The organism is Pseudoalteromonas sp. S4492, assembly GCF_005886115.1.
Classification (GTDB): domain Bacteria; phylum Pseudomonadota; class Gammaproteobacteria; order Enterobacterales; family Alteromonadaceae; genus Pseudoalteromonas; species Pseudoalteromonas gelatinilytica.
On the sequence record NZ_PNCP01000050.1, the window covers coordinates 19,496 to 32,832 of the forward strand.

At 39.2% G+C, this 13,337-nt stretch carries 12 protein-coding genes; 2 read left to right on the forward strand and 10 right to left on the reverse strand.

Features of this window, described 5'->3' with window-relative positions:
- Positions 1-17 precede the first annotated feature (17 nt).
- From CWC28_RS16675 to CWC28_RS16710, 8 genes are all read right to left on the reverse strand, one after another.
- Complete coding sequence (locus CWC28_RS16675; protein ID WP_138625447.1) at positions 18-1,829, reverse strand: sugar transferase; 1,812 nt, start codon at positions 1,827-1,829, stop codon at positions 18-20.
- 9 nt (positions 1,830-1,838) lie between these two features.
- Positions 1,839-2,918, reverse strand: coding sequence for a glycosyltransferase (locus CWC28_RS16680; RefSeq protein WP_063705291.1), 1,080 nt, complete (start codon positions 2,916-2,918; stop codon positions 1,839-1,841).
- Positions 2,915-4,390 carry a GumC family protein gene (locus CWC28_RS16685; protein WP_138625448.1) on the reverse strand — a complete coding sequence of 492 codons (1,476 nt, stop codon included), beginning with the start codon at positions 4,388-4,390 and terminating at the stop codon, positions 2,915-2,917. The genes CWC28_RS16680 and CWC28_RS16685 overlap by 4 nt, the downstream gene beginning before the upstream one ends.
- Before the next feature lie 171 nt (positions 4,391-4,561).
- Positions 4,562-5,698 carry a glycosyltransferase gene (locus CWC28_RS16690; protein ID WP_138625449.1) on the reverse strand — a complete coding sequence of 379 codons (1,137 nt, stop codon included), beginning with the start codon at positions 5,696-5,698 and terminating at the stop codon, positions 4,562-4,564.
- A 2-nt stretch (positions 5,699-5,700) separates the two neighbouring features.
- Entirely contained in the window at positions 5,701-6,405 is a 705-nt protein-coding gene (locus CWC28_RS16695; protein WP_063705298.1) for an acyltransferase, read from the reverse strand.
- The gene (locus CWC28_RS16700; protein WP_138625450.1) at positions 6,398-7,762 is read right to left on the reverse strand and encodes an O-antigen ligase family protein; all 1,365 of its coding nucleotides are present in this window, start codon (positions 7,760-7,762) and stop codon (positions 6,398-6,400) included. The genes CWC28_RS16695 and CWC28_RS16700 overlap by 8 nt, the downstream gene beginning before the upstream one ends.
- Positions 7,746-9,164 carry a lipopolysaccharide biosynthesis protein gene (locus CWC28_RS16705; protein WP_138625451.1) on the reverse strand — a complete coding sequence of 473 codons (1,419 nt, stop codon included), beginning with the start codon at positions 9,162-9,164 and terminating at the stop codon, positions 7,746-7,748. Before CWC28_RS16705 ends, CWC28_RS16700 begins: the two co-directional genes overlap by 17 nt.
- Positions 9,165-9,173: 9 nt before the next feature.
- A complete protein-coding gene (locus CWC28_RS16710) occupies positions 9,174-10,325 on the reverse strand; it encodes a glycosyltransferase (protein ID WP_138625452.1) in 1,152 nt (383 codons plus the stop codon).
- Positions 10,326-10,547: 222 nt separating this feature from the next.
- Between CWC28_RS16710 and CWC28_RS16715 the strand changes: the two genes are divergently transcribed.
- Entirely contained in the window at positions 10,548-11,465 is a 918-nt protein-coding gene (locus CWC28_RS16715) for a glycosyltransferase family 2 protein (protein ID WP_138625453.1), read from the forward strand.
- The gene (locus tag CWC28_RS16720; RefSeq protein ID WP_138625454.1) at positions 11,462-11,869 is read left to right on the forward strand and encodes a response regulator; all 408 of its coding nucleotides are present in this window, start codon (positions 11,462-11,464) and stop codon (positions 11,867-11,869) included. Before CWC28_RS16715 ends, CWC28_RS16720 begins: the two co-directional genes overlap by 4 nt.
- Here CWC28_RS16720 and CWC28_RS16725 read toward each other — a convergent pair.
- Complete coding sequence (locus CWC28_RS16725) at positions 11,839-12,753, reverse strand: endonuclease/exonuclease/phosphatase family protein (RefSeq protein WP_063705310.1); 915 nt, start codon at positions 12,751-12,753, stop codon at positions 11,839-11,841. The genes CWC28_RS16720 and CWC28_RS16725 overlap by 31 nt on opposite strands.
- A gap of 145 nt (positions 12,754-12,898) precedes the next feature.
- Positions 12,899-13,333, reverse strand: coding sequence for an acyl-CoA thioesterase (locus CWC28_RS16730; protein ID WP_063705312.1), 435 nt, complete (start codon positions 13,331-13,333; stop codon positions 12,899-12,901).
- Positions 13,334-13,337 lie beyond the last annotated feature (4 nt).

The following is a 13,337-nucleotide window of genomic DNA, read 5'->3' on the forward strand; positions in this document are numbered from 1 at the left end:
TGCAAAAAGCTAGTTAGTTATTGGCCTTTTCCGGTAAAAACGACCTGTAATGTTTTAAGCACAATTGAAAACTCTAGTTTTGCCCAAGCTCGTGGTGACGACATACTGAGTGAGTAAGCGTAATCCCAGCCAATTTTACTGCGTGCATCATCAATCGTTTCGTCATAGCCATTCATCACCTGCGCAAGGCCAGAAATACCTGGTTTAACGCCATAAGTACGCTGGCAAAAGTAAGGGATATCTTTTTCAAGTTTACCGTAGAATACGGGGCGCTCAGGGCGTGGCCCAATTAATGACATCTCACCTTTAAGTACGTTAATTAACTGTGGGAGCTCATCAATCCGGGTTTTACGCATGAAACGCCCGACCGCTGTTATTCTTGGGTCATCTTTACTGGCCCACACAGCGCCTGAACGTGACTCCGCATCAACTACCATAGAGCGAAACTTATAAACATAAAATAGCTCAACAAAGTCATCAGAGCTTTCACCTACCCTAAGTTGCTTAAAGATGATTGGCCCTTTTGAGGTTAGCTTTATTGCCAATGCGGCGAATAAACACACAGGCCAAACAAGACTTAGCGCAAATAAGGCACCTGTAATATCTAAGCTTCGCTTAATGATTTTAATAACCGATTTTGTTGGTTTTTTACTTGCCGTTTTCACCCGTTGCCATGGGTTATTAAAATAACCTTGCTCGTAACGGATGATCCCCCAAAGTGCTAAAAAGTAGCTATTTAAGATGTAATTCACTTTATCGACGATAGGAATACGTTTTTTAATCTCGAATAGCGTTTTAATCGCTTGCACGATATGAAGTGATAAAATTGCTGCTGCGATAAGTTCAGACCACAACGACTGCGACACGAGGGCTTCTAAAAAGACACAGGCATAAATACCCGCTAAAATAACTGGCATCACTCCACGAAGGACTTTATGCGAAAAGAAATTTAGACACGTCCAGCCTAAGCGCGGATTAAGTAATAAAAGCAGTGCTTTGATCTGTTGCCAGTTACCAGCGCCAACACGTACTCTTCGTTTATAATCTTCGCTTTGTTCGTCGCATTCACGTTCGTAAATGACCACCTCTTCATCAACAATGGCTTTACCCCCTTTGCTTAACGCTTTCATTGATAGCACGAAGTCGTCGTTGATGGTGTTTTTCTCTAATTCACACGCGTATTCAGCACGCATGGCGAACATCGCTCCGGGTACGCCAATCACGGCACCAAGGTTTGACTCTGATTTTTTAACCTTATTCTGATACTGCCAATAAGCTTTTTGCGCATCAGGGGCATTTTCATCTAAGGTGTAAACACCGGTCGAAATAGCGACCTTAGGATCACTAAACTGCTGGGCTACTTTGTCTAATGCATCTATGCTGAGTAATGCACTGACATCGGTGAAAAGCAAAATGTCGTTATGGTATTTGGCTACGCCCATTAAGGTGTTTAATCCTTGAACTTTGCCTTGGTTTTCATCACGAAAATGAAAGAAACACTTTACACCTTGTTTATGTAAAACCTTTTGAGCTTTAAGGGCTTGTTGATAACTTTTATCGGTGCAGCCATCAAAATATACATGAATAGTGTAATGGTTCGTGTCATAAACCAGTGACGCTAAGTTATGTAGCTTTTCTGCTATATGGGCTTGTTCATTATAAGCGCACATCAAGATAGCAATGTTAGGGAGTGTATTTTCATCGTATTGTGCAGGTTTAACCGGTTTTACTTTTTTTGTGCTAACGCACTTAAGTAATAACGGATAACCAATGTGATGATACAGCGCAACACACAGTAAAATGACAAATAAGGTCGTTAAAATAGTCATGATTGGCTCCTACACTGCTAAAGCAGAATATAAACTATCGTATTTACTGCTCATGGTTCTTGCATCAGCAACAGCAATAGCGTGATGACGAATACATAAACCATGCGGTAGTTTGCTTGCTCTTAAAATTGCTGGGGCAAGCTGGCTAAATTCTTTAGGAGAGACAAGCTCTCCTTCGTTAGCAGTGAGCACTTCATTAATTCCGCCAACATCGGATGCAACTACGGGAATACCACAAGCCATGGCTTCAATAATTGACAGTGGTAAGCCTTCACGTTGTGAGTACAAACACATAACATCGATACTTGAATAAAATGCGCGCATATCGTGAACATTACCAAGAAAATGAACACGCTCGTTTAGCCCTAAATTACGCACTAAATTCATTAACCCCACTTTCTGGTCGCCATCTCCTGCAAATACCATATGATAGTTTTGAGGTAAGTAATGCAAAGCGTGAATAAGATCTTTGTGCCCTTTGCCATCTATTAAGCGTGCCGCACAGCCAACCAGTTTTATCTTTTTTGGTAAGTTAAGCTGATCTCTTGCCGTGTCTTGCGAGATTGCTATAAAGCTATCGCAATCAATGCCATTTAAAATGGTTCGTTCTGGGATAATGGCTGTTTTGGCTCTAAATTCATCGGCAACTATTCGCGCATCTGCGACCCAATAAATGTTCGTCATCGAATCAAGTAACTTTGTAAATGTGCATTGCTTAACATTGTTCAAATACCAAGCGTCATGAATGGTTGATATGTGGCGAACTGAATCACCCGACAATGCGCACGCTAAGCCCGCATAAATAACTGGGCCAACATGATGGCTATGGATGATATCGATATCGTGCTCTTTAACTAAAGACTTAATCTTTGCGATAACAGAAAAGCTGATACCGGGCTTTTTATTTAAGCAAATAACACGATGGCTAAATTCTTCTAATTCGGGCCACTGTTCAAAAGCAGACTGTCTGTCTCCTTCGAGCGAAACAATGATGCTAGAGCGGCTAAATTGACTATTTTTGAGAAGTGTAATTGCCATTTTTTCAAGGCCACCTACTTGCAGGTGTTGAACTAAGTGCATGACATTCATGATTTATCTCCTTCAATGTTACCGAAGTTAGTCTCGGCATTGACGATAGGAAGTACTGTTACCACCTGTGCGCTGGTAAGTTTTTCAATGGTTTTAATATCTTTGAGGTGGCTATCACAAAGCGCTGCAACAAATACACTTGCACCACCTGTGAAAATACCAAGAATGAGACCCACAATGACAGTCATCACCATAGAGGTATTGATTGGTTGAGTCGGGCTGTAAGCTCGTTCTATGGTTTTTACTTTATCTGGACCTTCGTATTTAACTAACTTGCCTGTTACTTTCGCCATTTCATAACGGCTAAGCATGTCTTTATAAAGTGATTGCTTAACTTCGTAATCGCGCTCTAATTTGCGTAACTGTTTTTCAACATCGCTGGTTACTAACAAACGTTCACTTACAAGTTTTACCTGCTCTTCTAACATCGCAAACTCTTGCTCTTGCTGAAGTAAATTATTGCGGGCTTCTTCTAGGGCAAGTAATTGAGAGACCAAAACACTACTCTCTTTGCCATCACCAGATGGTAAGGTGTTTACCATTTGCCATAACTGATCGAGGTTTGTGGTATCGAGCTTTTCGCTTGATTCTAATAACGCCTGTTGACGGTTTTTTAAATTTGCGAGAGTGCGCTTCTTCTCTATGATTTTGCTGTGTTTTTCGGTGTAGCGTGTGCGTAAAAGACTTAACTCAGATTCAGTACGGACTATTTTTTCTTCTAAATTGCCTAAAATTGGGTTTGCTTGACCAACCTTGCTCACCAGTGCATTTAGCTTTGCTTTGGCACCTGAAAGAGCAATCAGCTTTTGTTGTTTCTCGCTTAGTAAATTATCAAAGGTTTGACGATTACTGTGTAATACATCAGGTAAGGTATTGCTATTTTGTGTTTTAAAGACAGCTAATGCTTCTTCTGAAAGCTCAAGTTCTTCTCGCAAGCTATCAAGTTGTTTAAAGAAAAACTGCTCAGAGGTATCCAGTGATGCCTTCGTTGGGGCAAGTAAGCGTTCGATAAATTTTTCTACGACCTTTTCTAGCACAGGCTTCATTTGTGTTTGGTCATGCCAAATAAAGTTAATACGTACCAGTTCATCGCCAATTAAAGAAAGCGATAAGGCTTTTGAGAGTTGCTGATGAATTTCTTCTACTTGTTTGGGGCTAGCATCTTCTGCGATTAATTGAGTTTCTTTAGCAACCGCGATAAGTACTTTGCGACTAATAACTAATGTACGCAGTGCAGCCATACGATCAGAAAGCTGAAATGAGAAAGAAAGATCATCTAAATAAGGATTCAGTAACGCTGACTCTTCAATCAAAATCGTTGCGTGATTGGTATATTGCTTTTGAGCTGATAATCCAAGTGCGATAACGACAATTGGAATAATGCAAAACGGAATGATAAAGAGCTTAATACGCGTGTATAGCGCATAAAGCCCTAAATAAATTAACCGTTTGATCTGCTCTTTTACTAACATGTTTTACCTTTTGCTTTGCATTTTGCGAAATTACTCTGTGTTAATTCGCAAATTGATAAAAATTGACCGAGATTTTCTTAGCTAATTAGTAAATTGCAGTTAGTGAGCCAAAATGAAAAAAGCTGCATGATGAAGCGATACAAGATGCAGCTTTTGGGTTGAATAGTTTAATCAGCAAAATCTAAGTTGCTTGCAGACTAATGAGGCTTTTGCTTGCCAACTATGGTTATGTGCAAGCAATGACTGGTTTGCGCGCCAATTTAAGAAATCAGATTTACTTAAGCTCACAGCATAATCAACGCGCTCAATAAAGCCCTGATGGTTGTCAGCGATTAAGATCGTTTCTTGGTATGGGTCAACCGCAGCAAAACGTGTGGTTACGATGGGTGTGCCCGTCGCTATGTATTCTTTTAATTTAAGAGGATCACATGCTCTGATCTGATCGTTATCAACAAACGGTAAGATGGATACCTGCCAATGCTGCGAAAATGAGGCTAGACGCTGATGATCAACAGCCTCTATGTGCGTTACATTCTGACGTTTTAGAAGCTGTTGGAAATCCTCTACTAGATGGCCAATTAGCACTATTTGATAGTCTGGCCTCTCTTTAGCGAGCTTTAATAATAAGGCTTTATCTAACCAGGCATTGAGAGAACCATAAAAGCCAATGATAGGTTTACTTATATGCTCAAGTTCAGAGGCTTTCGCGGTTTGCGTAGTAAAAAGCGCTAAATCGACACCATGTGAGAGCATTTTTACTTTGTGCTTTGGCATTTTGTTGGCAAGACGCTCACTGACAACATAAATAGTGTCTGCTTTTTCAATAAGCTCATGTTCAAACGGCGCAACCATTTTATGATCAACGCCTGCAAGAGCTGCGAAATCATCGCCACAATAATACACCACTTTATCCTGCTCGCGCGGCGCAATTAAACTGATTGCTGTTGGCACACTTAGCCAATAAACAATTGGCTCATCGTCTATAAAATTTTTCCGTTGAAAAACCCATTTATTAAATAACCTTACTAAAACGTTATCGTGCCAAGGTAAAACCGCTAATGTGTGTGCAGTGAAATTGTCATCGTTTATTTTGTTTGCTGTTCGATTGTTTTTCGTTTTCTTTGTTGATAATAAAAGGCTTTTTAATTTATTGAAGACCCGCTTTACATCAACTAAACGCAATGTTGGTTTACGCATACCTATCGAGTTAATCCAAATAACGGAGTGCTGTTGTGCCAGTTGTTTGAACAAATGCTGAGTACTGCTTGGGTGGCTTTGCCAATCTTCACCAAATACAATGAATTTCATAATCAGTCCTCCAGCTGTTTAACTACTTTTGCTGGATTACCGGCCACGATGGTATTTGCTGGTACATCTTTGGTTACGACCGCACTTGCAGCAACGATTGCCCCTTCACCAATTGTGACACCGGCAAGTACAGTCGCACCTGTACCAATCCAGGCGCCCTGTTTAATGATGATATCGCCTATTTGTGACTCGTCATCAGGCTCACCTATTGCTCGTCTTGCAGAGTTTAATGGATGCCCTGGAAACCCAGCTAAAAATACCCTTCCCGCTAAACGCACATCATCTTCAAGTACAATTTTACGGCCAACTGAAAAGGCATTTTGCCAACCTATATCCACATTACTGCCAATTATCAGTTTGGGTGTGTAATGACCATGACTACGCCCACAAAATGTGCTGATACCGCTAATTCGGGTATTGTCATTACAACTTATTTCAAGTTTTCCTAATATTTGAGGCATCCCTGAATACAGGTATAAATTAGCTTTTGAACCGCTAATTTGGCTTTTAAACAAGGGCGTATAGTAAAAAATTCGTCCAATTTCACTCAGCAATGTTTTTATAACTAAATGTAATTTATATAACAGTGAATGAATGCCTGGGATCACCCACATTTGCGGATTGCGAATCGATTTGGCAATTTGAAAAAGCGATTTTGCAATTGCACTGTCGCTTGATTTAAGCCAGTGTTTAATTTGTTCACTCATGTGAGGTCTCCCTTTGTTTATCAATTACAAGCTTTTCTAACGCAATGGTTAAAGCAAGAATGATATAAATAGGCCATGTAAATGCTTGAGTTAAAAAGGTTCCTGATACCATAAAGCCAATTAAACCGCCTTTTAGCGCTTTAGCATTTACATCAATTTGTTCGTCTTTAATTTGCTTATTCATTAAAAACACACGGTTTAAGCTACGGTAAATACAGGCAATTACTAAGACAAAAATACATATGCCAACAAGGCCTGTTTCACCTAATACTTGAAACCATGTACTGTGTACTGCATGATTCTTGCCATCCCAATGCGGGCTATAAAAATAGTAATTAACAACAAAATTATTAACCCCGACGCCGGTCAATGGATTGTATATCGCCATATTGATGGCAGCTTGCCACGCATAAATACGGCCCATGGCTGATTCATCTACTCCCCCTTCGTGTGAGCCACCACTTTGCCTGTCTGCGATACCCGCAAATGCAACCATGGCTAACATGCCTACCGCACCAATACAGCCAACAACAATTGGGTTTTTAACTTTTTGATAAATGAAAAAACTAAGAACAGCAGCAATGCCGAGTAAACCACCTCGACTTTGCGTCGCAACTACGCCACTAATTGCCGTGATCAAACAGATAAAGGCGATGATACGTCTTAGTTTATGCGCATTTGAATCAAACACTTCGGCTGCTAAAAAAGACACAGGGAACATCATTACCAGCGATAAATCGTTTGGGTCACCTAGCTGTGAACGCAGCTCACGAGAAATTGTGACGCGGGTTCCTTCAACTAGACCAATACCATTCATTTTGTTACTAAGGGCAACCAAGGCAATAGCGGCTCCTGAGATCATGATGCCAATTCGTACCACATTAAAATGCTTTAACGTGGTCATCCACCAGGATATTGCAAATACCATAATCAGTACTTTTGTGAGTACACCAGACCAATATTCCATCGCTAAGCCACGATTTGAGGCACTAAAAACACAAACAGTGAGCCACACAAACCAAATGAAAAAGATTAGATGATTGGTATGCCAGTGCGGTTTTAATTTTTGCGAGATAAATAGATGCCAAACAATCCCTAATAAAGAGGCCAACGCGAGTAACTTTGGAATTTTGAACGGCATCAAAAACGGAAATGCTTCGTGCAATCTAAAGTAGCTAAACAATATAAACAAAATGATAAACGCAACGCTTACCTTCACTGCCGTAAAAGCCGCAAAAGGTAATAATAATAAGGCAAATACGGCAATGGGACCTAGCAATGCGTAAGTCGCAACGACAAGTAAAGTGACCAAAATGCCATTAATGAATAGTTGATTTTGTTTATAGTAATTGAGCATATTGATGCCCCTTAACTAGACTTTTCATAACCTGCATAAGCAAGGTTTTATATTGAAATGAAAGGCAGACAAAATAGCAAAAGCAAACAACCCATTTAGCAAAAATTAGTTCGTTAAACTGTAGTGTAATAAGAACCATAGACCCCAATGCTAACCAGCTCGGAATTAATGCCGCAAAATTTAACTTTAGAGGTTCGAAGTACTGACTAACTGAATATAAACAAACCAATTTGAAGCTTTGCATTATGATTAGTGCGAGGATTGCCCCTTCTACACCTTGGTTTGGGACTAAAAAATGCAATAAGCTCAGCCCAAGAAGAGCTGTTAAAAAGTTTATTATTGATACAAACACACCGTTTTTGTGCATGTAGCAGCCAATATTAACAATATCGCTGTGATGGCGAATAGCGACCACTATTATTAATAAAGTCAGCCAACTATCTTTTCCATGATAGTCTGATGGTAAAACCGAATTAAGCGCGATTGGGGCAAGCAAGCTCATTAAAATACACATCGCTAACCCGGCATTTAAAGAGGTAATTGCATAACGTTGATATAGGCTTTTATTTTCTTTAATTAAACTAAATCGTTTAGCAAACCACCAAAGACGTATTGGCTCAAAGGTGAAGGATGTAATAATGGCAAATTGCGCAGCAACGTAATAGCTTGCCAAGACACTTTCATTAAACTGGGCAACAATAAACCAGTTCTCTGCACCATTTCCGGCATAAACAAAAAGGCCTGAAGCGATGATAGAGGTTAAAAAAATCGTTTGCGATTTTTTGATTCGCCAGCTAAAGCGTGAGTAGCTAACTTTTAGCGCCGAACTCATATCATTCAGAGTTAAACACATAATAATGAACGTACAGGCAACGCCTGAAGCCATCACACCTGTCACGTTAAAGCCCAGAACGAGTAACGTGATAGTTAAGCAGGTTTGCATGACTGCGTGAGCAATACTATAGAAACAATATTTTTGCGCATAGCCAAACAAACGATAATAGGTATAAGGGATCGAAAGTACTGATGCAAAACACAAATTAACAACGAGCAACCTAAAATCAAGCACACTAATTTGCGCAGGTAATAGGGAAATTATTTGTTCGGCAAATAAAAAACACCCAATTAAAAATACCGCACTAAATCCGATTGTTAATACTAACGAATCTCTAAATAACGCCATTTTCTCACGAAAAGAGGAGTACTGTTGTTTGAGCAATAGCTCTGGCAAGCCAAGTGAAACAATCAGAGAACATAACGCCGACATAGTGACTAAGAAATTAAGTTCTCCAAACTCACTTTTTTCTAAAAAGCGCGTGGTTATGGGTAACAAAATAAAGCCGAACCCTTTAACTGCAAGGATAGCTAAAGCAAAATAGCCAATTTGTTTTAAGTTACTCATAAAACCTCCCTATAAAGATTCAACCCATTTGGAAAGTTGCTCTGCTTGTTTAACGGCGTTGTAATGCTCGTTAACGTGTTGCTTCGCATTTTGACCAAGTAAATAGCGTTTATGAGGAGAAAGCTGATGGAATTTATACAGCATTTTACTGAGCCCAGAGATACTGCCGGGCATACACTTCATACCCACGTTTGGGGTTACAATTTCGTTTGCCCCCATCAAAGTAGTTGTTAATACAGGCAGGCCACAGGCCATGGCTTCTTTTAAGACCAACGGGCCCGTATCACGGTCGCCATTTTCTGCAACACAAAATGGGGCAATAAGTGCTGAGTAATAAATCAGGTTTGAGCTAACCCAATCATGGGGTTTTTCGCCTAAAAATCGTATAGATTTGCGGACCCCCAGTTCTTCTGCCATGTACATTAAATCGTTAAGCATTGGGCCGTCGCCCACAATGTCGAGCGTTATACCGAACTCTTTAGGAATGTGTTTGAGTGCGGGTAAAAGAAATTGCAGCCCTTTCTTTTCAACAAGACGACCTATAAAAATTAAACGCACAGACTCATTGAGTGATGAAGGCACATATTTAAATTGGCTGGTATCAATACCACAATGAAGTAATTTAACATTGCTCTTTGAGAAGCGTTTAAATTGCATTGCCATTTCTTCACATACCGCAATCGAAAAATCGCAAAGCGCTAGTTTTGGTTTTAAATCGGCGTTGTTTACATAAACATCATGGCCATGACCTATCGACGACACAGTTATATCAGCCAGCTTTGCGGCGACTATGCCATAAGCAAGTGGCCCATGCATAAAATGACAATGTAGATGATCAATCTTCGCCGCTTTTATATATCGTGCAATTTGATAACCGTACGCAAGTAATGATTGGGTTGAAATTGATTTAAATTGAGCTGCAGTGTGAGCAGCTTTTGCTAACTTATAAATATTTAGCATTGAAGGCAGTATTAATTTAAACGCCGGTTTAGTGATTTTTTTCACTTCAATAGCGCTGGTTAAGTTAATCAACACACTGGTTTTTTCGAAGGTGAGCACCGTCACCTTGTGCCCTGCGTTTAACAGCGCTTTTATTTCTGTTACCACAAAGGTTTCTGATGCAATCGGAAAGCTTGGGACTAATATAGCAATGTGCTTCATAAAAAAACGCTCCTATAAAAACGGTTATAAGAGCTATGGCAAGTTCCATACCCGACAAAAAAGCCGCTAAATTCCCGAAATGAGATAAAAACATGCGTTGCATTTGCAAAATGCAACGCACAAAGAGAAAAGGCTGAGTAATTTAACAGAAAATACGGATTTAAAGCTGGCGTCTAAATTGCGTATCCTTTACTACGTGAAGAAATGCTTTTGGAGCATATTATGAACAGCCAAGTCAGTATTATCATTCCAAACTACAACTGCTTACAGTATTTAGATACTTGTATTAACAGCATTTATCAGCAAAAAAATGTGCAGTTCGAGATCATTATTGTCGATGATGGCTCTACTGATGGCAGTATCGACTACCTACAACAACTTGCTGCTGAAAAAAATGAAATACGGATTTTTTGTCAACAACGTAAAGGTGTTGTTGCTGCAAGAAACCTTGCAATTACACAAGCAAACTCAGACTACCTTGCTTTTTTAGATGCCGATGATTATTGGTCTGCAGATAAGCTTACTAGCCAACTTGCATTCCATCTTAAACATCCAGAATGTGTTTTAAGCTTCACAGACTATATGCATTTTAATGAACAGAATGATGACATAATTGGATGTTTCGACTATTGGCCTGAGTTTAAATGCAATAAAGAAAGTAAAGATTTCCAATTACTTGAAAACCCAATCAGCCAAATGATCACTACCAATATTGTTGGTACATCATCAGTAATGGTTAAACGTTCAGCCATTGTTGATGTGGGTGGTTTTGACAATAAATTAAGTAGCGCTACCGATTTAGATTGCTGGTTAAAAATAGCTAAACGCGGTGATGTCGCCTACTCAACTCTGTGTGCAATGCACTATTTAATGCGCGCCAATTCTATTACAGCAAACAGAGAGAACCGTTTAGCGGCCATGGTCGAAATTATAAATCGTAACCAATCTGTTGTATCAAACAATGAGCTTAAAAAAATTAAGGCGCGATTAAGTGAATGCTATGGCGAGTTTTATCGTGAGCTTGGGCATTATTCAAAAGCCTTAATGTATTCAAACAAAGCATTTTGGCTCTTTCCTCATAAACGAAACTTTAAACATATGCTCTATGATTTAAAGCACTTATTTGGAGCACATTCATGAAAAAAACCATCGTAATCATTGATGATGATGAAGCTATTTTACGATCGCTAAAACGACTGTTAGGTACAAATAACCATGTTGTTTGTTTTAGCGATCCTTTATCAGCAATCGAGTTTGCGCAGCAAAACCCTATCAGCCTGGTCATATGTGACCTGCTGATGCCTGCAATTAGTGGTTTTGCTGTTTTAGAAGATATTAAACTGCTACAACCACACTGTTCTCGACTATTAATAACCGGTTACGCAGAACTTGAATCTTCGAAAAATGCATTAACGAATAATATTGCTAACATGATCACAGCTAAACCATGGGATAATTTTGAACTAACCATGCTAGTTGAAATATTAATTGAAAATAGCCACCTTAAAATTAATCAGGGATTATCAAATGTTAATTCGTATTGAAGTAATTTATGGTCACTACCCTTTACTTGTAAAGTTTGCACACGCGATATGCTTATGTCGTCACTTGCAAGGCAATGATCAATTGGCAAATCTGTAAAAGGTAAACTCGCTAATAACGAAGTGGCTGACCAACTGCCATAGTAACCCATGCTATTAAAGCAGGTGTTGTTTGTGTTAATGAAGTAGCGAGACCATGGAACTGTATTAAAATCGCCAGCAACTAGCCAACTGCCTTTCAAATTTTTAATTTCTGCATTAACTTCTGCCAAAACCCTATTACGCTGAGTCCACAAAGTGTGAGTCCTAGGTGATGGAGGATGCAAAAACACACTATTTAACATAACGTTATTGTTTAAAAAGCTGAGTTTTACGTAGCCAAGCTTTGGGTTGTCAAAGCGTTTAATTTGCTTTTGCACAATAGGCAGTTTAGAAATAACAATAATACCAAATGGCGCCCCTTCTACTTCGGCATAACCAAACACATGATATTGAGTGTTTAGCTCATCAAGAACATGGCGCTGAGTATCATTAAACTCAAACAGCACTAAGATATCGTTTCGTTCTTCTACAAAATGGGTTTTGATGATCTGTGATAAATTCGGATTACTATATTGCAAATTTATTTGCGCGATTTTGATATCAGTATTGTTAGCCTCTGTATCAGCTGAGTAAGGTTTAAAATGAAATAGAACTAAGCCAATACTTAAAGCAAGTAAACTCAAAGAGAGCTTTTTACTCCACCACAATAAAAAAACGGCGGGGACAAAACTACATACAATCAGCACGCCCCGTAAAGCAGCCGCTAAATCAAACAGGTAATTATCGAATTGATTAAAGGCTAACACTAATAGAGCTATATAACTGAATAAAAATAGTAAACGCATCACTCTCCCCCTTTGATTATTTATAGCTTCATATATTGTTTCTTGCTGAGAGATTCATATAACAAATTATAGTATGATGTGTTCTTTACAGATGCAAAATTAAGTACCCGAAGGTACTTAACTCAGTTAACACTTTCAGACAGTTTTATTCGAAACCGTTGATCATTTTATCGCATACAACTGGCGTTGGTCTGTGATTATCATCAACCGCAACAAAAGTAAAGCTGCCAGAAATAGCTAAGTGTTTGTCATCTTTGTGCATTCTTTCTAAAAAGATTTCAACATCAACTTTAAGGCTGGTATTACCTACATGCACAACTTTCGAGATAAGCTCTGCAAATGTACCTGCTGGAATGGCTTCTTTAAAATCTACACGGTCAGACGAAATCGTTACTAGTGGCTTACGACAAAAACGTGTAGCTGCAATAAATGCTACTTCATCCATCCAAGCTAATGCGTCACCACCAAATAAAGTATTGTGGTGATTAGTACGGCCAGGAAAAACTGTTTTTGTAACTGATGTTGTTGAATCAGCAATACGCTTTGCAATAATAGCGTCACGATCGATTTGTTGTGTCATAGTC

Coding starts and splice junctions, on each gene's coding strand:
- CWC28_RS16675 (WP_138625447.1), bottom strand. CDS start 1,829: ATGACTATTTTAACGACCTTATTTGTCATTTTACTGTGTGTTGCGCTG.
- CWC28_RS16680 (WP_063705291.1), bottom strand. CDS start 2,918: ATGAATGTCATGCACTTAGTTCAACACCTGCAAGTAGGTGGCCTTGAA.
- CWC28_RS16685 (WP_138625448.1), bottom strand. CDS start 4,390: ATGTTAGTAAAAGAGCAGATCAAACGGTTAATTTATTTAGGGCTTTAT.
- CWC28_RS16690 (WP_138625449.1), bottom strand. CDS start 5,698: ATGAAATTCATTGTATTTGGTGAAGATTGGCAAAGCCACCCAAGCAGT.
- CWC28_RS16695 (WP_063705298.1), bottom strand. CDS start 6,405: ATGAGTGAACAAATTAAACACTGGCTTAAATCAAGCGACAGTGCAATT.
- CWC28_RS16700 (WP_138625450.1), bottom strand. CDS start 7,762: ATGCTCAATTACTATAAACAAAATCAACTATTCATTAATGGCATTTTG.
- CWC28_RS16705 (WP_138625451.1), bottom strand. CDS start 9,164: ATGAGTAACTTAAAACAAATTGGCTATTTTGCTTTAGCTATCCTTGCA.
- CWC28_RS16710 (WP_138625452.1), bottom strand. CDS start 10,325: ATGAAGCACATTGCTATATTAGTCCCAAGCTTTCCGATTGCATCAGAA.
- CWC28_RS16715 (WP_138625453.1), top strand. CDS start 10,548: ATGAACAGCCAAGTCAGTATTATCATTCCAAACTACAACTGCTTACAG.
- CWC28_RS16720 (WP_138625454.1), top strand. CDS start 11,462: ATGAAAAAAACCATCGTAATCATTGATGATGATGAAGCTATTTTACGA.
- CWC28_RS16725 (WP_063705310.1), bottom strand. CDS start 12,753: ATGCGTTTACTATTTTTATTCAGTTATATAGCTCTATTAGTGTTAGCC.
- CWC28_RS16730 (WP_063705312.1), bottom strand. CDS start 13,333: ATGACACAACAAATCGATCGTGACGCTATTATTGCAAAGCGTATTGCT.